We start from the raw sequence: 21598 nt of genomic DNA, 5'->3' as shown, positions 1-21598 counted from the left end.
GTCCGGCCTGGGCGGTGGCACAAGAACGAGCGGGCATCGGAGGGGCGGCCGCACACATGACCACCGGACTGATCCCTGGGGGACAGCCCCCGGACCCCCGGCCGACCAGCGGCCTGCCGCATCAGCGGCACGAGCTCGCCGGCCAGGGAGCCCTGCACGTCGACAACCGGCCGAGGAGTTCTGTGATCACCGCGCGCGCGGCCGCCAGCTTCGAGCCCGTCGGGCGATCGGTCGCGAGCGCCCGCGCCTTCGTCCGCGACACCCTCCAGGGCTGGGGCTTCGCCGACATCATCGACGACGCAGTGGTCCTCACCAGCGAACTGGTGACCAACGCCGTGGTGCACGCCGGCACCTCAGCCGACGTGTTGTGTCTACGGAGCGACGACGGCGTACGCGTGGAGGTCGCCGACCGTTATCCGGAACGCGAGATCCCGCTCCAGGGGCAGGCCGTCGACATGGGCAGCCCGGACCGGGAGGGAGGCCGCGGCCTCCAACTGTGCGCGGCACTGGCCGGCCACTGGGGCGTGGAGTACACGCCCACACACAAGCAGGTCTGGTTCCAGCTCGACCTCCCCGAACGTCCGGTGGGCACCCGCGCCGCGGGCCCCGCGCTGCCCGCCGACCTCCTCCCGCTGGCCGACGGCCGCGTCCGCGTCGCCGTGGTCCAGATCGACCGCACCGGCGCCCTCACGTCCTGGAACGAGGACGCCGAGGAACTCTTCGGCTACGCCGCCGAACAGGTCCTCGGCAAACCGCTGACCGACCTCGCCGCCTGGCCGCACACCCCGGGCACCAGCACCGGCATCGCGGAGGCCCTGCAACTCTCGCGCTGGGAGGGCAGTTACGGCATCAGGGCCGCCAACGGCCGCGTCAGCTCCGTGTACGCCTCCCACCTCCGCGTCCGCGACACGGGCGGCGAGCCCTCCACGGTCTGCCTCCTGGTCCGCGACCACGAACGGGCGGTCCTGCAGACGCCGTTGCGCGTCCCGGCCTCCGACACGAACACCGGGTCCGACGGCCAGAGCACCGACCCCTTCGAGGTGTTCATCGGCTCCCCGGCCCCGGACGACCTCGACGGCCTCCTCCAGCGCACGGTGGAACGCGCCCGCGACATGCTCGACGGCGACTCCGCCTTCCTGCTCCTGGCGACCGACGACGAAACGGAGTTGGAGGTCCGCGCCTCCACCGGCCTCCCCTCGGCCCGCCAGCGCTTCGCCCGCGTCCCCGTCGAGGCGGGCCCCGGCCGCTACGGCTCGGCCCGCATGCCGGCCGTCCACGACGACCTCACGGCCGTACCGGGCGCCGTACCGCTGCTGAGCGGCACCGGCATGCGCTCCGTCGTCACGGTCCCCCTGAAGGTGGAAGGCCGCCTCACCGGCTCACTCGGCGTCGCCGCCGAATCTCCCGGGAGATACTCGAACGAAGAGGCGCTGCGCCTCCAGTTCGCCGCCGACCGCATCGCCTTGGCGGTCGAGTCCGCCCGCCTCGGCGAACTCGAACGCCTGCGCCGAGGCTCCCTGAGCTTCCTCGTCGAGGCTTCCGACCTCCTCGCCGGCACCCTGGACCGCGACCAGACACTGGCCCTGATGGCCCAGATGACGGTCCCGACCCTGGCCACCTGGTGCGCGGTCTACACGATCGCCGACCAGGCCTCCGAGCCGTACCTGTCGTACGTCCTGCACGAGGACGAGGAACTGATCGACGGCATCAAGTCCCTCTTGTCGAAGGTCGCCCCGCCCGACCCGGTCCCCACCCCCGGCGCCCGCGTCTGGTCGGCCCCCGGCGAGGCAGCCCACCAGGCCGCCCTGCGCAGCTCCATGCGCAGCCTCGGCATGAGCGGCGGCCCGCCGCACCAGGTCACATCCGGCATCGGCCCCACCCTCGCCACGGCCTCCGCCGTCGGCGGCGAAACGGTGGTCCTTCCCCTCGTGGCCCGCAACCGGGTCATCGGCATGCTCACCCTCGGCAAGCCCACGGACGAGCACTTCCGCCAGGAAATCCTGGAACTGGCCGAGGACTTGTCCCGCCGGGCCGCCCTCGCCCTCGACAACGCCCGCCTCTACTCCGAGCGCACCGCCATCAGCCAGTCCCTCCAGCGCAGCCTCCTGCCGCCCGAACTCCCCGAGATCGACGGCGTCGAGGTCGAGGTCATCTACCGCGCGGCCGGCGAGGGCAACGAGGTCGGCGGCGACTTCTACGACCTTTTCCCGATCCGGGACGGCGCGTACGGCTTCGCCATCGGCGACGTCTGCGGCACGGGCCCGAACGCGGCGGCCGTCACGGGCCTGGCCCGCCATGCCCTCCGACTGTTGGCCCGGGAGGGCCTGAGCGGTCCCGCGGTCCTGGAGCGCCTGAACTCCGCGATCCTCGACGAGGGCGCCCGCAGCCGCTTCCTGACCCTCCTCTACGGCGAGTTGTGGCCCCAGGAGGACGGCAGTGCCCAGCTGAAGGTGGTCTGCGCCGGCCACCCCCTCCCGCTCCGCCTCCGCCAGGACGGCACCGTCGAACCGGCCGCCGAGCCCCAGCCGCTCCTCGGAGTCATGGAGGACCTGGAGCTCTACGAGCAGACGATCACCCTCGACCCGGGCGACGTCCTCCTCTGCGTCACGGACGGCGTCACCGAACGCCGTGAAGGCACCCGCATGCTGGGCGACGACGGCCTCGCCGACGTCCTCACGACCTGCACCGGCCTCACGGCAGGCGCGGTCGCCGCCCGCATCATGCGCGCGGTGGAACGCTTCGCGCAGGACGCCCCCTCAGACGACATGGCGATCCTCGCCATGCGCGTACCGGGCCTCCACAAGGACTGAAGGAACCGAAAGAACGGAAAAGGACATGCGAAAGGACCCCGCCCGTAAGGGCGAGGGCCTTTTTGCTGGAGCCCCCAAACGGAATCGAACCGTTGACCTTCTCCTTACCATGGAGACGCTCTACCGACTGAGCTATAGGGGCCAGTCACCTTTTCGAGGGATTTCCCCCGCGGCAACGGAATAGATCATACCCCGAACAGACCCGTACCCCCAACCACCTCACGGGTCCTCAGAAAGCCGGCTGGAGCAGTCCCCCAAGGGCATTGCACGCCCCCACAATCCGCTGCATGTCCCGCTTGGTCAACGCGGCATCCACCGGAAGAGCGAGCGTCTCGTCCGCGGCCCGCTCGGTCTCCGGCAGGGACACGCACCGACGGTATTCGGGCAGCCGGTGCACTGGCGTCTTCACCGGCACCCGGCACTCAACCCCCTTGGCCTGCACGGCCCGGGCAAAGGCGTCCCGATCCGGCCGCCCGTTCCCCGGTACCCGCACGACGTACTGCTGATAGGTGTGCCCGTCACCGCCATCAGGCGTCCGCACACCCCTCAACTTCGCATCGAGATACCCAGCCCGCTGCCTCCGCTGAGCGATCTCGTCGTACGGCTCCCCGGACTCCCCCTCCTGGAGCACAAGCAGCCCGTGCCGCTCCCCCACCCCGAGCAGCCGCACCATGTCGGCCGGCCGACCGAAGCGGTGTACGACAACGACGGCCGCGGTACGCGGAGTTATGGCCGCCTCGACAGCGGACGAGTCCAGGCAGTACGTCACCGGATCTATGTCGGCGAACACTGGAAGCGCCCCCGCCAGGACCACGGCCTCGGCGACTTCCACGTTTCCGAAGGCCGGCACGACAACCTCGTCGCCGACTCCGACACCAGCGGCCCTGAGCATTGCAGCAGTACCCATGTCGGTGATCGTGGTAGCGCAACGTGAACTTCAAGTGACGCACAACAAAAAAGGGTTGGACCCCGAACCGAAGTTCAGGATCCAACCCTTTGAAAAATTGTTCGGCGGCGTCCTACTCTCCCACAGGGTCCCCCCTGCAGTACCATCGGCGCTGTAAGGCTTAGCTTCCGGGTTCGGAATGTAACCGGGCGTTTCCCTCACGCTATAACCACCGAAACACTATGAAACTGTTTCAGCCGCACCGTTGTCGTGGCCCGACAACGGGGCTGTTCGTGGTTTCAGAACCAACACAGTGGACGCGAGCAACTGAGGACAAGCCCTCGGCCTATTAGTACCGGTCACCTCCACCCATTACTGGGCTTCCAGATCCGGCCTATCAACCCAGTCGTCTACTGGGAGCCTTAACCCCTCAAAGGGGGTGGGAATACTCATCTCGAAGCAGGCTTCCCGCTTAGATGCTTTCAGCGGTTATCCCTCCCGAACGTAGCCAACCAGCCATGCCCTTGGCAGGACAACTGGCACACCAGAGGTTCGTCCGTCCCGGTCCTCTCGTACTAGGGACAGCCCTTCTCAATATTCCTGCGCGCGCAGCGGATAGGGACCGAACTGTCTCACGACGTTCTAAACCCAGCTCGCGTACCGCTTTAATGGGCGAACAGCCCAACCCTTGGGACCGACTCCAGCCCCAGGATGCGACGAGCCGACATCGAGGTGCCAAACCATCCCGTCGATATGGACTCTTGGGGAAGATCAGCCTGTTATCCCCGGGGTACCTTTTATCCGTTGAGCGACGGCGCTTCCACAAGCCACCGCCGGATCACTAGTCCCGACTTTCGTCCCTGCTCGACCCGTCGGTCTCACAGTCAAGCTCCCTTGTGCACTTACACTCAACACCTGATTGCCAACCAGGCTGAGGGAACCTTTGGGCGCCTCCGTTACTCTTTAGGAGGCAACCGCCCCAGTTAAACTACCCATCAGACACTGTCCCTGATCCGGATCACGGACCCAGGTTAGACATCCAGCACGACCAGACTGGTATTTCAACGACGACTCCACCTGAACTGGCGTCCAAGCTTCACAGTCTCCCAGCTATCCTACACAAGCCGAACCGAACACCAATATCAAACTGTAGTAAAGGTCCCGGGGTCTTTCCGTCCTGCTGCGCGAAACGAGCATCTTTACTCGTAGTGCAATTTCACCGGGCCTATGGTTGAGACAGTCGAGAAGTCGTTACGCCATTCGTGCAGGTCGGAACTTACCCGACAAGGAATTTCGCTACCTTAGGATGGTTATAGTTACCACCGCCGTTTACTGGCGCTTAAGTTCTCAGCTTCGCCACCCCGAAGAGTGACTAACCGGTCCCCTTAACGTTCCAGCACCGGGCAGGCGTCAGTCCGTATACATCGCCTTACGGCTTCGCACGGACCTGTGTTTTTAGTAAACAGTCGCTTCTCGCTGGTCTCTGCGGCCACCCCCAGCTCGAGGAGCAAGTCCTCTCACCAGTGATGGCCCCCCTTCTCCCGAAGTTACGGGGGCATTTTGCCGAGTTCCTTAACCATAGTTCACCCGAACGCCTCGGTATTCTCTACCTGACCACCTGAGTCGGTTTAGGGTACGGGCCGCCATGAAACTCGCTAGAGGCTTTTCTCGACAGCATAGGATCATCCACTTCACCACAATCGGCTCGGCATCAGGTCTCAGCCTTGATGAGCGGCGGATTTACCTACCACTCGGCCTACACCCTTACCCCGGGACAACCACCGCCCGGGCTGGACTACCTTCCTGCGTCACCCCATCACTCACCTACTACAAGTCTGGTCCGTCGGCTCCACCACTCCCCTTTGCCCGAAGGCTCCAGGGCGGCTTCACGGACTTAGCATCGCCTGATTCAATGTTTGACGCTTCACAGCGGGTACCGGAATATCAACCGGTTATCCATCGACTACGCCTGTCGGCCTCGCCTTAGGTCCCGACTTACCCTGGGCAGATCAGCTTGACCCAGGAACCCTTAGTCAATCGGCGCACACGTTTCTCACGTGTGTATCGCTACTCATGCCTGCATTCTCACTCGTGAACCGTCCACAACTCGCTTCCGCGGCTGCTTCACCCGGCACACGACGCTCCCCTACCCATCACAGCACCCGTTGGGGCTATATGCTGCAATGACACGACTTCGGCGGTACGCTTGAGCCCCGCTACATTGTCGGCGCGGAATCACTAGACCAGTGAGCTATTACGCACTCTTTCAAGGGTGGCTGCTTCTAAGCCAACCTCCTGGTTGTCTGTGCGACTCCACATCCTTTCCCACTTAGCGTACGCTTAGGGGCCTTAGTCGATGCTCTGGGCTGTTTCCCTCTCGACCATGGAGCTTATCCCCCACAGTCTCACTGCCGCGCTCTCACTTACCGGCATTCGGAGTTTGGCTAAGGTCAGTAACCCGGTAGGGCCCATCGCCTATCCAGTGCTCTACCTCCGGCAAGAAACACACGACGCTGCACCTAAATGCATTTCGGGGAGAACCAGCTATCACGGAGTTTGATTGGCCTTTCACCCCTAACCACAGGTCATCCCCCAGGTTTTCAACCCTGGTGGGTTCGGTCCTCCACGAAGTCTTACCTCCGCTTCAACCTGCCCATGGCTAGATCACTCCGCTTCGGGTCTTGAGCGTGCTACTGAAACGCCCTATTCGGACTCGCTTTCGCTACGGCTACCCCACCCGGGTTAACCTCGCAACACACCGCAAACTCGCAGGCTCATTCTTCAAAAGGCACGCAGTCACGACTGTATGTGCAAGCACATACAGCGACGCTCCCACGGCTTGTAGGCACACGGTTTCAGGTACTATTTCACTCCGCTCCCGCGGTACTTTTCACCATTCCCTCACGGTACTATCCGCTATCGGTCACCAGGGAATATTTAGGCTTAGCGGGTGGTCCCGCCAGATTCACACGGGATTTCTCGGGCCCCGTGCTACTTGGGTGTCTCTCAAACGAGCCGCTGATGTTTCGACTACGGGGGTCTTACCCTCTACGCCGGACCTTTCGCATGTCCTTCGCCTACATCAACGGTTTCTGACTCGTCTCACGGCCGGCAGACCGTAAAAGAGAGATCCCACAACCCCGCATACGCAACCCCTGCCGGGTCTCACACGTATACGGTTTGGCCTCATCCGGTTTCGCTCGCCACTACTCCCGGAATCACGGTTGTTTTCTCTTCCTGCGGGTACTGAGATGTTTCACTTCCCCGCGTTCCCTCCACATACCCTATGTGTTCAGGTATGGGTGACAGCCCATGACGACTGCCGGGTTTCCCCATTCGGAAACCCCCGGATCAAAGCCTGGTTGACGACTCCCCGGGGACTATCGTGGCCTCCCACGTCCTTCATCGGTTCCTGGTGCCAAGGCATCCACCGTGCGCCCTTAAAAACTTGGCCACAGATGCTCGCGTCCACTGTGCAGTTCTCAAACAACGACCAGCCACCCATCACCCCGAACCAACCGGTTCGAGTTCACTGGGGCCGGCACCGAAGATCCAGACTCGAAAGCCCGTACCCTCAGACACCCAACAGCGTGCCCGACACCCTTCCCGCTCCCCTCAACGGTCCACGCTCTTGCGAGCAGTACTGGAAGGAGAAGACGATCAAGTGTGCCGAGTAGTCAACGTTCCACCCTTGAGCAACCAGCACCGGACGTTCGCCGATGAACTGGCCTCTGACCTCACCCCGAAGGGATCGGTAAGAAGTGCTCCTTAGAAAGGAGGTGATCCAGCCGCACCTTCCGGTACGGCTACCTTGTTACGACTTCGTCCCAATCGCCAGTCCCACCTTCGACAGCTCCCTCCCCACAAGGGGGTTGGGCCACCGGCTTCGGGTGTTACCGACTTTCGTGACGTGACGGGCGGTGTGTACAAGGCCCGGGAACGTATTCACCGCAGCAATGCTGATCTGCGATTACTAGCAACTCCGACTTCATGGGGTCGAGTTGCAGACCCCAATCCGAACTGAGACAGGCTTTTTGAGATTCGCTCCACCTCACGGTATCGCAGCTCATTGTACCTGCCATTGTAGCACGTGTGCAGCCCAAGACATAAGGGGCATGATGACTTGACGTCGTCCCCACCTTCCTCCGAGTTGACCCCGGCGGTCTCCTGTGAGTCCCCATCACCCCGAAGGGCATGCTGGCAACACAGAACAAGGGTTGCGCTCGTTGCGGGACTTAACCCAACATCTCACGACACGAGCTGACGACAGCCATGCACCACCTGTACACCGACCACAAGGGGGGCACCATCTCTGATGCTTTCCGGCGTATGTCAAGCCTTGGTAAGGTTCTTCGCGTTGCGTCGAATTAAGCCACATGCTCCGCTGCTTGTGCGGGCCCCCGTCAATTCCTTTGAGTTTTAGCCTTGCGGCCGTACTCCCCAGGCGGGGAACTTAATGCGTTAGCTGCGGCACCGACGACGTGGAATGTCGCCAACACCTAGTTCCCACCGTTTACGGCGTGGACTACCAGGGTATCTAATCCTGTTCGCTCCCCACGCTTTCGCTCCTCAGCGTCAGTAATGGCCCAGAGATCCGCCTTCGCCACCGGTGTTCCTCCTGATATCTGCGCATTTCACCGCTACACCAGGAATTCCGATCTCCCCTACCACACTCTAGCTAGCCCGTATCGAATGCAGACCCGGGGTTAAGCCCCGGGCTTTCACACCCGACGTGACAAGCCGCCTACGAGCTCTTTACGCCCAATAATTCCGGACAACGCTTGCGCCCTACGTATTACCGCGGCTGCTGGCACGTAGTTAGCCGGCGCTTCTTCTGCAGGTACCGTCACTTTCGCTTCTTCCCTGCTGAAAGAGGTTTACAACCCGAAGGCCGTCATCCCTCACGCGGCGTCGCTGCATCAGGCTTTCGCCCATTGTGCAATATTCCCCACTGCTGCCTCCCGTAGGAGTCTGGGCCGTGTCTCAGTCCCAGTGTGGCCGGTCGCCCTCTCAGGCCGGCTACCCGTCGTCGCCTTGGTGAGCCATTACCTCACCAACAAGCTGATAGGCCGCGGGCTCATCCTTCACCGCCGGAGCTTTCAACCCCCACCCAGGAGGGAGGGAGTGTTATCCGGTATTAGACCCCGTTTCCAGGGCTTGTCCCAGAGTGAAGGGCAGATTGCCCACGTGTTACTCACCCGTTCGCCACTAATCCCCACCGAAGTGGTTCATCGTTCGACTTGCATGTGTTAAGCACGCCGCCAGCGTTCGTCCTGAGCCAGGATCAAACTCTCCGTGAATGTTTGCCCGTAATCGGGTCGACACCACGAGAGCGGAACAGCCAGGCGGAATAAGCCCGGCCGTTCACAGCGTCCTCGCTGTGTATTCTTCAAAGGAACCTCGCCACCGGAAGAATCCGATGGACGGGGTATCAACATATCTGGCGTTGACTTTTGGCACGCTGTTGAGTTCTCAAGGAACGGACGCTTCCTTTGTACTCACCCTCTCGGGCTTTCCTCCGGGCGCTTCCCTTCGGTCTTGCGTTTCCGACTCTACCAGATCTTCCCGATCCGATTTCCTCGGTGCTTTCCAGGTTCCCGCTCTCGCGTTTCCCTTTCCGGCGATTCCGACTTTATCAGAAGTTCTGAGTCGGAATTCCCGCTCCCCGGGGACTGGTTCCGGCGCACGAAGCGGCCGGGTTCCCGTCTGGGCGGAGCCGTAAACCTACTGGAGCGGGGCGCCTCGATGCAAATCGAGGCGCCCCGCTCCTGGTTCACGCAGACGTAGGCCGACGGACCGTCAGACCTCCACCACCACAGGGAGGATCATCGGCCTGCGCCGGTAGTTGTCCGAGACCCACTTGCCCAAGGTCCGGCGGATGAGTTGCTGCATCTGGTGCGGCTCCACGACGCCGTCCTGGGCCGACCGCTCCAGTACCTCGGTGATCCTCGGGATGACATCGCTGAAGGCCGAGTCCTCGATGCCGGAGCCGCGCGCCTGGACGTGCGGTCCGCCTGTGATCTTGCCGGTCGAGGAGTCGAGGACCACGAAGACCGAGATGATGCCCTCGTCTCCGAGGATCTTGCGGTCCTTCAGCGCCGGCTCGCCCACGTCGCCGACCGAGAGGCCATCGACGTACACGTAACCCGCCTGGACCTTGCCGGAGATCTTCGCCTTGCCCCCGACCAGATCGACGACCACACCGTCCTCGGCGATCACGATCCGGTCGTGCGGGACGCCGGTCAGAGCGCCCAGCTCGGCGTTGGCGCGCAGGTGGCGCCATTCGCCGTGGACCGGCATCAGGTTCTTCGGGCGGCAGATGTTGTAGAAGTACAGGAGCTCGCCCGCGGACGCGTGGCCGGAGACGTGCACCTTGGCGTTGCCCTTGTGGACGACGTTCGCGCCCCAGCGGGTCAGGCCGTTGATGACGCGGTAGACCGCGTTCTCGTTGCCGGGGATCAGCGACGAGGCCAGGATGACCGTGTCTCCGGGGACGATGCGGATCTGGTGGTCACGGTTGGCCATGCGGGACAGGGCCGCCATCGGTTCGCCCTGGGAACCCGTGCAGACCAGGACCACCTCGTGGTCCGGCAGATCGTCGAGCGTCTTGACGTCCACCACCAGGCCCGGCGGGACCTTGAGGTATCCCAGGTCCCTGGCGATGCCCATGTTGCGGACCATCGAGCGGCCGACGAAGGCGACCCTGCGGCCGTACTCGTGGGCCGCGTCCAGGATCTGCTGGATGCGGTGGACGTGGCTGGCGAAGCTCGCCACGATGATCCGCTTGCGGGCGTTCCCGAAGACCGTGCGCAGGACGTTGGAGATGTCGCGCTCGGGCGGGACGAACCCCGGGACCTCGGCATTCGTCGAGTCGGAGAGGAGGAGGTCGATGCCCTCCTCGCTCAGCCGTGCGAACGCGTGCAGATCGGTGAGGCGGTTGTCCAGCGGGAGCTGGTCCATCTTGAAGTCGCCCGTGTGGACCACCATGCCGGCCGGCGTGCGGATGGCCACGGCCAGGGCGTCCGGGATGGAGTGGTTGACCGCGACGAACTCGCAGTCGAAGGGGCCGATGCGTTCGCGGTGCCCCTCCGCCACTTCCAGGGTGTACGGACGGATGCGGTGCTCCTGGAGCTTCGCCTCGATCAGGGCGAGGGTCAGCTTGGAGCCGATCAGTGGGATGTCCGGCTTCTCGCGGAGGAGGTAGGGGACACCACCGATGTGGTCCTCGTGTCCGTGCGTGAGGACGATGCCCTCGATGTCGTCGAGGCGGTCCCGGACGGACGAGAAGTCCGGAAGGATCAGGTCGATTCCGGGCTGCTCCTCCTCGGGGAAGAGCACGCCGCAGTCGACGATCAGCAGACGGCCGCCGTACTCGAAGACCGTCATGTTCCGGCCGATTTCGCCGAGGCCCCCGAGCGGGGTGACGCGCAGGCCGCTCTCGGGGAGCGGCGGGGGCGGGCCGAGTTCAGGATGCGGATGACTCAAAAGACTCTCCTCACCACACGCGCCACGTACCGGTGGGCACGTGGCGCGCATGACGTTCGTGCAGAAGCAGTTGTCGTTGTGGACACAGGCACCGGTGGCCTGCTTATTCAGTTGTGAAGTCTGATCGCGCGAAGAGATTCGCGAAGTCTGGTGCTAGACCTGTACCCCGCCGGCGGCAAGATCGATCTTGAGCTGCTCGACCTCCTCGGGCGCGAGCTCGACCATGGGGGCGCGCAGCGGTCCGGCAGGCAGGCCCTGGAGGGCGAGCGCCGCCTTGGTGGTCATGACGCCCTGGGTGCGGAACATGCCGGTGTAGACCGGGAGCAGCTTCTGGTGGATCTCGGTGGCCTTCTGGACGTCACCGGAGGCGAAGGCCTCCACGAGGGCCCGCAGGTCGGGCGTGACCACATGGCCTACGACCGAGACGAAGCCGACCGCGCCCACGGAGAGCAGCGGCAGGTTCAGCATGTCGTCGCCGGAGTACCAGGCGAGGCCGGAGCGGGCGATGGCCCAGCTGGCGCGGCCGAGGTCGCCCTTGGCGTCCTTGTTGGCGACGATCCGCGGGTGCGCGGCGAGGCGGACGAGTGTCTCGGTGTTGATCGGGACGCCGCTGCGGCCGGGGATGTCGTACAGCATGACCGGCAGCTCGGCGGCGTCGGCGATGGCTGTGAAGTGTCGGTACAGGCCCTCCTGCGGGGGCTTGTTGTAGTACGGCGTGACGACCAGGAGGCCGTGTGCGCCGGTCTCCTCGGCCGCGCGGGCGAGCTCGATGCTGTGGTGGGTGTCGTTCGTGCCGACGCCGGCGACGACGTGGGCGCGGTCGCCGACGGCCTCCAGGACGGCTCGTACGAGATCCGATTTCTCCGCGTCACTGGTCGTGGGCGACTCGCCGGTGGTCCCGTTGATGACCAGGCCGTCGTTGCCTGCGTCCACCAGGTGGGTGGCGAGCCGCTGTGCGCCGTCGAGGTCGAGTGCGCCGTCCGCCGTGAAGGGCGTGACCATGGCGGTGAGGACCCGCCCGAAGGGGGTCTGCGGAGTGGAGGTCGGAGCCATGGGTAACACGCTACTCGCTGCTCAAGGCCGGGTCTGCCCTCGGGGGAGGCGACAAGTGGTGACAAATGCGGAGCCCGGCACTGCCTGCTCGGGGGTTCAAGCAGTGCCGGGTCCGTTTGATCAGGCTAGATGAACTTCTCTAAATGCCGCAATACGGACACTTCGTGGGGCTGACCCGCACATCTGTGCCCTGCGGGAGAACGAGGGTGCGTTACGGCGCCACACGGCCGTTCGCATTGAAGGCCGCGTAGGTGAGCGGCATGAGCTTGGCCCACTCGGCTTCCATCTTCTCGCCGACCATCTCGATCTCACGCTGCGGGAAGGACGGGACCTTCGCCAACTCGTGCTGGGTGCGCAGACCGAGGAAGTGCATCAGCGAGCGGGCGTTGCAGGTGGCGTACATCGAGGAGAAGAGGCCGACGGGGAGGACCGCGCGGGCGACCTCGCGGGCGACGCCGGCGGCGAGCATCTCCTGGTAGGCCTCGTACGCCTGGCGGTAGGAGTCCTCCATGGCGCGACCGGCCAGCTCCCGCTGGGCCTCGGTGCCCTCCACGAAGACGTACTTGCCGGGGCGGCCCTCCTGGACCAGCTTGCGGGACTCGCCCGGGACGTAGAAGACCGGCTGGAGCTCCCGGTAGCGGCCGCTCTCCTCGTTGTACGACCAGCCCACGCGGTGTCGCATGAACTCGCGGAAGACGAAGATCGGGGCGCTGATGAAGAAGGTCATCGAGTTGTGCTCGAAGGGGCTGCCGTGCCGGTCCCGCATGAGGTAGTTGATCAGGCCCTTGGAGCGCTCCGGGTCCTTGCCCAGCTCTTCCAGGGACTGCTCGCCGACGGTCGAGACGCGGGCGGCGAAGAGCACGTCGGCGTCGGACGCGGTGTGCTTGACGAGCTCCACGGTGACGTCGCTGCGGAAGCTGGGCTTGAGGTCGTCGGCGGGGGTGTCGGTCACGGCTCGGAGGGTCCTTCCATCACTTCTCTCGGGCGGCGCCCACTCTACGGCCCGGCACTGACATCGGGGCGTTCGGTGCCGGGAGGCGACAACTTCGGTGAACTTCTGCGAATTCGGCGAAAGGTGGCACCTTTTGGGGCACCCGCTCGTCTGTGTCAGTGAGAGTCACTCGTTCGATCCCGGAAGGGAGAAGTACCCCCGATGTTCCGTCGGCGCGAACCCGTACCGTTCGCCTTCCTCGCCGAAGCCGACAAGTTCCGCAGCAATGTCACTCCCCCGCCCCGCGAGCGGGCGTCCGTGAGTCACATAGCCGGGCGCTGGCTGCTGGGGCTCACCATCATCGCCGCACTCGTGGGCTCCCTGGTCGTGGGGATGCCCGCGCTCAGTCAGGATCAGTCGGCGCAGACACAGCAGTCCCAGGCGTCCCAGGGGCACTGACTCCATCCGGACCCCCAAAGGTGGTGAGCGGGGGTACAGGTCGATAACCTCACCGGGCACAGCCCATGGATGGATTGAGTGAGGACCCAGCCGTGCCCCTGCCCTTCCTGACGGCCGACCGCGCATTCGAGGCGACGGACGACGTCGCGCTGCCGTTCGACGACCGCGATCGCTGGCGGCGCCCCTACCGCCCCGGCCCGTGGCGCGTGGGCGCCGCCGCGATCCTGCTGCTGCTCGCCTCGTACGTGCTGTTCGCGGCCGTGATCATCGCGCTGACCGGCTCGGTGTCCGAAGCGGGTGTGGTGTTCGGCATCGCGCTGCTCGTCATAGCCGGTGCCCTGCGGCTGCTGCGCGTAGGCGTGTGGGTGAGCGCGCTCGGCCTGCGCCGGGTGGGCTTCTTCCTCACGCATACGGTGCGCTGGGACCGGGTGGCGGCCGTGCGGACGGTGCAGCAGCCGGTGCGTTGGCTCGGGCTGCCGCGCACCGTTCAGGGACAGGCGCTGCTCCTCGTACGGCACGACCGTGCCGGTGATGACGCGCAGGCCCTGCTGACCACGCACAACGCGGACTTCCTGGCGCGTGCCGAGGCCTTCGACAGGGCGTCGGACGCGGTCGAGGCGTGGGGCGAGGAGTACCGGCGGGGCTGATGTCCGGCAGCGCGGCGAAGGGGCCGGTCCGCATCTGGTGCGGGCCGGCCCCTTCGGCGTACGGCTGGAGCGGTCAGACCTGGACCGGTTTGCCGTCGTGGAGGGCGATCGCCCGCTGCATGGCCTTGCGGGCGCGCGGGGTGTCGCGGGCGTCCTGGTAGGCGACGGCCAGGCGGAACCAGCTGCGCCAGTCGTCGGGGGCCGCCTCCGTCTCGGCCTTGCGCTTGGCGAAGACCTCGTCGGCGGAGTCGCGGTCGATGCGGCCGCCGGGGGTGCGCTTCAGCTCGTCGACGGGCAGGCCGCCCTGGGCGTCGAGTTCGGCGGCGAGCTGGTTGGCCCTGCGGACGAACTGGGTGTTCTTCCACAGGAACCACACGCCGATGACCGGCAGGATCAGCACCGCCACGCCGAAGGTGACGGTGAGGAGCGTGCCGGTCTGGATGAGCATGACGCCGCGGCTGCCGACCAGGACGAAGTAGAAGACCAGGACGGCGGCCGTTACGGCGTAGGAGAGCTTGGCTCGCATGGCGGGTGTCAGCCCAGGTCCAGGAAGTGTTCCAGGCCGAAGGTCAGGCCCGGGGTGGTCACCACGCGGCGGGCGCCGAGCAGGATGCCCGGCATGAAGCTGCTGTGGTGCAGGGAGTCGTGGCGGACGGTCAGTGTCTCGCCCTCGCCGCCCAGCAGGACCTCCTGGTGGGCGAGCAGGCCGCGCAGGCGGATGGCGTGCACGGGAACGCCGTCGACGCTGGCTCCGCGGGCGCCGTCCAGGGCCGTCGCCGTGGCGTCCGGCGCCGGGGCGGAGCCGGCCGCGCGGCGGGCGTCGGCGATGAGCTGGGCGGTGCGGGTGGCGGTGCCGGACGGGGCGTCCACCTTGTTCGGGTGGTGCAGCTCGACGACCTCGACGGACTCGAAGTAGGGCGCGGCGATCTGCGCGAACTTCATCGTCAGTACGGCCCCGATGGAGAAGTTCGGCGCGATGAGCACGCCGGTCTCCGGGGACTCGGCGAGCCAGCCCTCGAGCTGCGCGAGGCGCTCGTCGGTCCAGCCCGTCGTACCGACGACGGCGTGGATGCCGTGCCGTACGCAGTAGTCGAGGTTGTCCATCACCGAGGCCGGCGTGGTCAGTTCGACGGCGACCTGGGCGCCGCTCTCGGCCAGCGTCTCCAGCTTGTCGCCCCGGCTGAGGGCGGCGACCAGCTCCATGTCCTCGGCGGCCTCGACCGCCCGTACCGCCTCGGAGCCGATCCGGCCCTTGGCACCGAGGACCGCCACGCGCAGCTTGCTCATCTTCTTGCTTCCTTAACCGGGGTTCCGGAGTCTCAGGGACGGAGTCTCGGGGTTTCGGATTCTCGGGGTTTCGGACTTGGTCAGGCGACGGCCTCGTGCAGTCGGGACGCCTGCTTGTCCTTCAACGGGCCGATGACCGACAGCGAGGGCCGACGTCCCAGGATCTCGCGGGCGACCGAGCGGACGTCGTCCGGGGTGACCGAGGCTATCCGGGCCAGCATGTCGTCGACGGACATCTGCTCGCCCCAGCACAGCTCGCTCTTGCCGATACGGTTCATCAGCGCGCCGGTGTCCTCCAGGCCGAGGACGGTGGAGCCCTGGAGCTGGCCGATGGCGCGGCCGATCTCGTCGTCCGACAGGCTGTGCTCGGCGACGTGGTCGAGTTCGTCGCGGCAGATCTTCAGGACGTCGTGCACCTGGCTCGGGCGGCAGCCCGCGTACACGCCGAAGAGGCCGCAGTCGGCGAAGCCCGAGGTGTACGAGTACACGCTGTAGGCCAGGCCGCGCTTCTCGCGGACCTCCTGGAAGAGGCGGGAGGACATGCCGCCGCCGAGGGCCGTGTTGAGCACCCCCAGCGCCCAGCGGCGCTCGTCCGTGCGGGCCAGGCCCGGCATGCCCAGGACGACGTGGGCCTGCTCGGTCTTGCGGCCGATCAGCTCGACGCGGCCCGCGGTGCGCAGGGCTCGGCGGCCCTCACGAGGTGCGATGGGCTCGGCGTCGAGGTCCTTGAGGGAGCCCGCCCTCTCGAAGGCGGCGCGGACCTGTCGTACGACCTTGTTGTGGTCGATGTTGCCGGCCGCGGCGACCACGAGGTGGGTCGGGTCGTAGTGCTTCTTGTAGAAGCGGCGGATGCGGTCGGCGGTGAGGGCGTTGACCGTGTCGACCGTGCCGAGGACCGGGCGGCCGAGGGGGTTGTCGCCGAACATGGTGTGCGCGAACAGGTCGTGCACGCAGTCGCCCGGGTCGTCCTCGGTCATGGCGATCTCTTCGAGGATCGCGCCCCGCTCGACGTTGACGTCCTCTTCGATGATGAGGGAGCCCGTGAGCATGTCGCAGACGACGTCGATGGCCAGGGGCAGGTCGGTGTCGAGCACGCGCGCGTAGTAGCACGTGTACTCCTTCGCCGTGAAGGCGTTCATCTCGCCGCCGACGGCGTCGATGGCGGAGGAGATGTCCAGCGCGCTACGGCGTGACGTGCCCTTGAAGAGGAGGTGCTCCAGGTAGTGCGTGGCGCCGTTCAGGGCCGGCGTCTCGTCGCGGGAGCCGACGTGGGCCCAGATGCCGAAGGTGGCGGAGCGGACCGAGGGCAGGGTCTCGGTGACGATGCGCAGGCCGCCGGGGAGGGTGGTCTTGCGGACGACACCGATGCCGTTGGTCCCCTTGATCAGGGTTTGGGTACGGGCGACGGCCCGCGCCTCCGAAGAGGTGCGGGCCGTCGCCGTGGAGCTGCTCGACGTCACTGGTCGGTGTCGTCCTTCTTCTCGTCGTCGCCTTCGCCCTCGATCACGGGGATGAGGGAGAGCTTGCCGCGGGAGTCGATCTCGGCGATCTCGACCTGGACCTTGGAGCCCACGGCGAGCACGTCCTCGACGTTCTCCACGCGCTTGCCGCCGGCGAGCTTGCGGATCTGCGAGATGTGCAGCAGACCGTCCTTGCCTGGGAGCAGCGAGACGAACGCACCGAAGGTGGTCGTCTTCACGACCGTGCCCAGGTAGCGCTCGCCGACCTCCGGCATGGTCGGGTTGGCGATCGAGTTGATCGTGGCGCGGGCGGCCTCGGCCTGCGAGCCGACCTGGGCACCGATGTAGATGGTGCCGTCGTCCTCGATCGTGATCTCGGCGCCGGTGTCCTCCTGGATCTGGTTGATCATCTTGCCCTTCGGGCCGATGACCTCGCCGATCTTGTCCACGGGGATCTTGACGGTGATGATCCGCGGGGCGTTGGGGGACATCTCGTCCGGCGTGTCGATCGCTTCCATCATCACGTCGAGGATGTGGAGGCGGGCGTCACGGGCCTGCTTGAGAGCGGCGGCCAGGACGGAGGCCGGGATGCCGTCCAGCTTGGTGTCCAGCTGGAGGGCGGTCACGAACTCCTTGGTGCCGGCGACCTTGAAGTCCATGTCGCCGAAGGCGTCCTCCGCACCGAGGATGTCGGTGAGGGCGACGTAGTGCGTCTCGCCGTTGATCTCCTGGGAGATCAGGCCCATGGCGATACCGGCGACGGGGGCCTTGAGGGGCACACCGGCGTTCAGCAGCGACATGGTGGAGGCGCAGACCGAGCCCATGGACGTCGAGCCGTTGGAGCCGAGGGCCTCGGACACCTGACGGATCGCGTAGGGGAACTCCTCGCGCGTCGGCAGGACCGGCACGATGGCGCGCTCGGCGAGCGCTCCGTGGCCGATCTCGCGGCGCTTCGGGGAGCCGACGCGGCCGGTCTCGCCGACGGAGTACGGCGGGAAGTTGTAGTTGTGCATGTAGCGCTTGCGGGTCACCGGGGAAAGGGTGTCCAGCTGCTGCTCCATACGGAGCATGTTCAGGGTGGTGACGCCCAGGATCTGGGTCTCGCCACGCTCGAACAGCGCCGAACCGTGCACGCGCGGGATGGCCTCGACCTCGGCGGCGAGCGTACGGATGTCCGTCAGCCCACGGCCGTCGATGCGCGTCTTCTCCTTGATGACGCGCTCACGGACCAGGGACTTGGTCAGCGAGCGGTACGCGGCGGAGATCTCCTTCTCGCGACCCTCGAACTCCGGCAGGAGCTTCTCGGCGGCCAGCGCCTTGACGCGGTCCAGCTCGGCCTCGCGCTCCTGCTTGCCCGCGATGGTCAGCGCGGAGGTGAGCTCCGGGCGGACGGCGGCGGACAGCGCCTCCAGGACGTCGTCCTGGTGGTCGAGGAAGACCGGGAACTCGCCGGTCGGCTTGGCGGCCTTCGCGGCGAGGTCGGCCTGGGCCTTGCAGAGCACCTTGATGAAGGGCTTCGCGGCGTCCAGACCGGAGGCGACGACCTCCTCGGTCGGCGCCTCGGCGCCGCCCGCGACCAGCTGGATGGTCTTCTCGGTGGCCTCGGCCTCGACCATCATGATCGCGACGTCGCCGTCCTCCAGGACGCGACCGGCGACGACCATGTCGAAGACGGCGTCCTCGAGCTCGGTGTGCGTCGGGAACGCGACCCACTGGCCGTTGATCAGCGCGACGCGGACGCCGCCGATCGGGCCGGAGAAGGGCAGACCGGCCAGCTGCGTGGACGCGGAGGCGGCGTTGATCGCCACGACGTCGTACAGGTGGTCGGGGTTGAGCGCCATGATGGTGGCGACGACCTGGATCTCGTTGCGCAGGCCCTTCTTGAAGGACGGGCGCAGCGGGCGGTCGATCAGGCGGCAGGTGAGGATGGCGTCCTCGGAGGGACGGCCCTCACGGCGGAAGAAGCTGCCGGGGATCTTGCCGGCGGCGTACATCCGCTCCTCGACGTCCACCGTGAGGGGGAAGAAGTCGAGCTGGTCCTTGGGGTTCTTGGAGGCGGTGGTGGCCGACAGCACCATGGTGTCGTCGTCCAGGTACGCCACGGCGGAGCCGGCGGCCTGCTTGGCCAGGCGGCCCGTCTCGAAACGGATGGTGCGGGTGCCGAAGGAGCCGTTGTCGATGACGGCCTCGGCGTAGTGGGTCTCGTTCTCCACTAGTACTTTCTCCTCGTCTTCGTCCCTCGGCTGCCCGTGTGGCAGGGGGACGGTTGCGGAGAAGCGCTCCGTCTGGTGCGGGCCGGTCTTCGATCGAAGCCCTCGGGGCTCACTTCCCCCGGGGGCCACTACCGAGGACCGGCGGCGGCGAGGTGCGCTTCTCCTCGTTCGTTGTCGTATGACGCCATACCCTCAGCGAGTACACGTCATCACTCTGCGTCGTACGTCTTGCGTTGTGCTACCACACTACAAAGCGTCAGTGACACTCCGCACGTTTCCCTACGTACAGCAAAGGGAGCGGTCCCCCTAGTCACGGGAACCGCTCCCCTCACGGCGTCTTACTTGGCGCCCGCCGCACCGCGGCGGATGCCGAGGCGGTCGACCAGCGCACGGAAGCGCTGGATGTCCTTCTTCGCCAGGTACTGCAGCAGGCGGCGGCGCTGACCGACCAGGATCAGCAGACCACGGCGGGAGTGGTGGTCGTGCTTGTGGGTCTTGAGGTGCTCGGTCAGGTCCGAGATACGGCGCGAGAGCATCGCGACCTGGACCTCGGGGGAGCCGGTGTCGCCCTCCTTGGTACCGAACTCGCTGATGAGCTGCTTCTTCGTAGCGGCGTCGAGCGACACGCGTACTCCTCGTAGTCTGTGAAGGCCACCGAGTGCCCCTGGTCTAAATCTCAGGGAAGCTTCCGATACTCGGGAGGCGGGGATCCGCTGGGCGCGGCCTCCAGGGCCTGGGCTCCGGGGGCGCGTACACAAACGGCCACAGCACAGAGTACCAGCCTGGGAGGACGCCCCTGACCGGGGTCGTCTCGGGTATCAGCCACCCGGTATCAGCCACCGGTCTCGAACCCGTCGGCAAGCCAGAGGCCCTCCCCCTCGTCGTCCTTGCTCACCGGCCCGGCGAGGCTCGTCGCGGCGAAGAAGATGCGGCCATGCTCGTATCGGACGTCCAGATACTCGAAGGGCAGCATGCCGACGGTGCCGAAGAGCAGGAGCAGGGTCTCCTTCCCCGAGCTGGGGTCGATGCTCACGGCGGCGCTGGGTGTGTGTGCGGAGGAGGACTCCCGAGCGGCGATCAGCAGGTCGCCGCTCATACGGACGGGGTACATCGGGCGGCCGATCTTGGCGTCGAACTTCCTGAGGCTCTTCCCGGTGGCCAGGTCGAAGGCGACGATCTCGTTGGCCACCTGTCCGTGGGCGCTCACGGTGCCGGTGTCGCGTGCCTGAGTGGCGACGTACAGCTGCCGCTCGTCGACCACCACCGCCTCACAGGTCTCGATCGGGCCCGTGACGTCGATGCCGTCGCCGCACTTGGTGACGTAGGTCTGGACGGGCACCGAGATGGTGGCGCGAAACTCGCCCTGGTCACTGAGGGAGATCAGGTCGGTGATCACGAGGTCGCCCGCCGCGACAGCGATGACGACGGGGGACGAGGAGACCAGACGAACGTCCTGGACGCCTGGAGTCACCGTGTAGGTCCACAAGGGCTTTCCGGTCTCAGGGTCCGTCCCCTCCACCCGAAACCGTCTGTTGTCCGCATTGCCGCACTTGACGACCCGCACGAGGGCCTCGCCCCCGGAGTAGCCGCTGTCCCGGCAGGCCGGTCCGGGCGTGTGCGACCAGAGCAGCTTCCCGCCGGCCATGGCGTATGCCGCCGAGCCGTCCTCCCAGGCCGCGATGACCTTTCCGCGTGTGATCGTGAGCCTGGCGGGCACGAGTGGCTTCTCGGGCAGCTGGACGTGCCACAGCCGCTTGCCCGTGGCGATGTCGAACATGGCGATCCGGTCGCACGGGCCGCTCATGGTCCCACCGCTCGGATCGGTCCTGGTGGGCTCGCTCGAGAAGGCCACGGTTGTCCGGCCGTCGACGGTGACGTGCGGGGTGGCGGCGCAGACGCTGCCGGGGAAGGCCAGTTTCCACGCCTGGCGGTCGGTCGAGATCCTGTACCCCGTGATGCTGTTGCCCAGGGTCTTCGCAAACGTCTTGGCGGTCGCCCACGTGCCCGTCGCCTCGATGTTCTGGCCGGCCTTGACGCCCTCGGCTCGGCGCGCGACCGCGTTCACCGCTTCCGGGGTCGCAGGCCGCCGCTCGATCGTCTCCCGGATGTCGTCCGGGGCCTGGCTTGCCGCGGCCGGGCTCTGGCCGGAGGGGGTGGCGGTGCTGTCGAACGACAGTGCCCACATCCCCGCGAGCAGCACCGCGAGTGCGGTCGTCGTGGCACCGAGGACGAGCATCCTGCGGCGCTTCCTGCGTTTCTCGGCCGCCAGGGTGGACTCGGTGAAGACGGACGGCGGTGGGCCGAAACTCACGGACGGGACCTTTCCGACGAGGGCACGGAAGTGTGAGGGAGCTGTCGCCCTTCGTG

At 66.2% G+C, this 21598-nt stretch carries 13 protein-coding genes, 1 tRNA gene and 3 rRNA genes; 3 read left to right on the top strand and 14 right to left on the bottom strand.

Annotated elements, in window-relative coordinates; genetic code table 11:
• Positions 1-56 precede the first annotated feature (56 nt).
• A complete protein-coding gene (locus QFZ76_RS36470) occupies positions 57-2810 on the top strand; it encodes a SpoIIE family protein phosphatase (protein WP_307677660.1) in 2754 nt (917 codons plus the stop codon).
• 66 nt (positions 2811-2876) lie between these two features.
• Here the strand turns inward: QFZ76_RS36470 and QFZ76_RS36465 are convergent.
• The 8 genes from QFZ76_RS36465 to thyX all read right to left on the bottom strand — a co-directional run bounded on the left by QFZ76_RS36465 (position 2877) and on the right by thyX (position 13186).
• Positions 2877-2952: transfer RNA gene (locus QFZ76_RS36465), tRNA-Thr, on the bottom strand.
• A gap of 87 nt (positions 2953-3039) precedes the next feature.
• Complete coding sequence (locus tag QFZ76_RS36460) at positions 3040-3702, bottom strand: DegT/DnrJ/EryC1/StrS family aminotransferase (protein ID WP_307680232.1); 663 nt, start codon at positions 3700-3702, stop codon at positions 3040-3042.
• Between the two features lie 114 nt (positions 3703-3816).
• Positions 3817-3933: ribosomal RNA gene (gene rrf / locus QFZ76_RS36455) — 5S ribosomal RNA — on the bottom strand.
• A gap of 92 nt (positions 3934-4025) precedes the next feature.
• A 23S ribosomal RNA gene (locus QFZ76_RS36450) occupies positions 4026-7150 on the bottom strand.
• Between the two features lie 318 nt (positions 7151-7468).
• Positions 7469-8996 (bottom strand): 16S ribosomal RNA (locus QFZ76_RS36445).
• The 16S, 23S and 5S rRNA genes sit together here, the layout of an rRNA operon.
• Before the next feature lie 499 nt (positions 8997-9495).
• Positions 9496-11181, bottom strand: coding sequence for a ribonuclease J (locus QFZ76_RS36440; RefSeq protein ID WP_307677659.1), 1686 nt, complete (start codon positions 11179-11181; stop codon positions 9496-9498).
• 153 nt (positions 11182-11334) lie between these two features.
• On the bottom strand, positions 11335-12234 hold the full coding sequence (dapA, locus tag QFZ76_RS36435; RefSeq protein ID WP_307677658.1) for a 4-hydroxy-tetrahydrodipicolinate synthase: 900 nt from the start codon (positions 12232-12234) through the stop codon (positions 11335-11337).
• Between the two features lie 211 nt (positions 12235-12445).
• On the bottom strand, positions 12446-13186 hold the full coding sequence (thyX, locus tag QFZ76_RS36430) for an FAD-dependent thymidylate synthase (protein WP_307677657.1): 741 nt from the start codon (positions 13184-13186) through the stop codon (positions 12446-12448).
• A gap of 201 nt (positions 13187-13387) precedes the next feature.
• Between thyX and QFZ76_RS36425 the strand changes: the two genes are divergently transcribed.
• Together QFZ76_RS36425 and QFZ76_RS36420 are read left to right on the top strand one after the other, a co-directional pair.
• A complete protein-coding gene (locus QFZ76_RS36425; RefSeq protein WP_307677656.1) occupies positions 13388-13624 on the top strand; it encodes a hypothetical protein in 237 nt (78 codons plus the stop codon).
• A 92-nt stretch (positions 13625-13716) separates the two neighbouring features.
• A complete protein-coding gene (locus QFZ76_RS36420) occupies positions 13717-14271 on the top strand; it encodes a hypothetical protein (protein ID WP_307677655.1) in 555 nt (184 codons plus the stop codon).
• 73 nt (positions 14272-14344) lie between these two features.
• Here QFZ76_RS36420 and QFZ76_RS36415 read toward each other — a convergent pair whose 3' ends face one another.
• From QFZ76_RS36415 to QFZ76_RS36390, 6 genes are all read right to left on the bottom strand, one after another.
• Positions 14345-14797: a hypothetical protein gene (locus tag QFZ76_RS36415; protein WP_266433037.1), complete on the bottom strand. Its 453-nt coding sequence runs from the start codon at positions 14795-14797 to the stop codon at positions 14345-14347.
• A gap of 8 nt (positions 14798-14805) precedes the next feature.
• Complete coding sequence (gene dapB, locus QFZ76_RS36410; RefSeq protein ID WP_266433038.1) at positions 14806-15558, bottom strand: 4-hydroxy-tetrahydrodipicolinate reductase; 753 nt, start codon at positions 15556-15558, stop codon at positions 14806-14808.
• Between the two features lie 80 nt (positions 15559-15638).
• On the bottom strand, positions 15639-17018 hold the full coding sequence (locus tag QFZ76_RS36405) for a pitrilysin family protein (RefSeq protein WP_307677654.1): 1380 nt from the start codon (positions 17016-17018) through the stop codon (positions 15639-15641).
• A complete protein-coding gene (locus tag QFZ76_RS36400) occupies positions 17015-19231 on the bottom strand; it encodes a polyribonucleotide nucleotidyltransferase (RefSeq protein WP_307677653.1) in 2217 nt (738 codons plus the stop codon). The genes QFZ76_RS36405 and QFZ76_RS36400 overlap by 4 nt, the downstream gene beginning before the upstream one ends.
• Before the next feature lie 338 nt (positions 19232-19569).
• Positions 19570-19857, bottom strand: a complete 288-nt coding sequence (rpsO, locus tag QFZ76_RS36395) for a 30S ribosomal protein S15 (RefSeq protein WP_307677652.1) — start codon at positions 19855-19857, stop codon at positions 19570-19572.
• A gap of 206 nt (positions 19858-20063) precedes the next feature.
• Positions 20064-21542 (bottom strand): PQQ-binding-like beta-propeller repeat protein, encoded by a 1479-nt coding sequence (locus QFZ76_RS36390; protein WP_307677651.1) that lies wholly within the window; start codon positions 21540-21542, stop codon positions 20064-20066.
• Positions 21543-21598: the final 56 nt, after the last annotated feature.

This window comes from Streptomyces sp. V4I2 (assembly GCF_030817655.1).
Taxonomy (GTDB): domain Bacteria; phylum Actinomycetota; class Actinomycetes; order Streptomycetales; family Streptomycetaceae; genus Streptomyces; species Streptomyces plumbiresistens.
The sequence above is the reverse complement of the archived record's forward strand: the minus strand, read 5'-3'. Positions and strand labels throughout refer to the sequence as shown.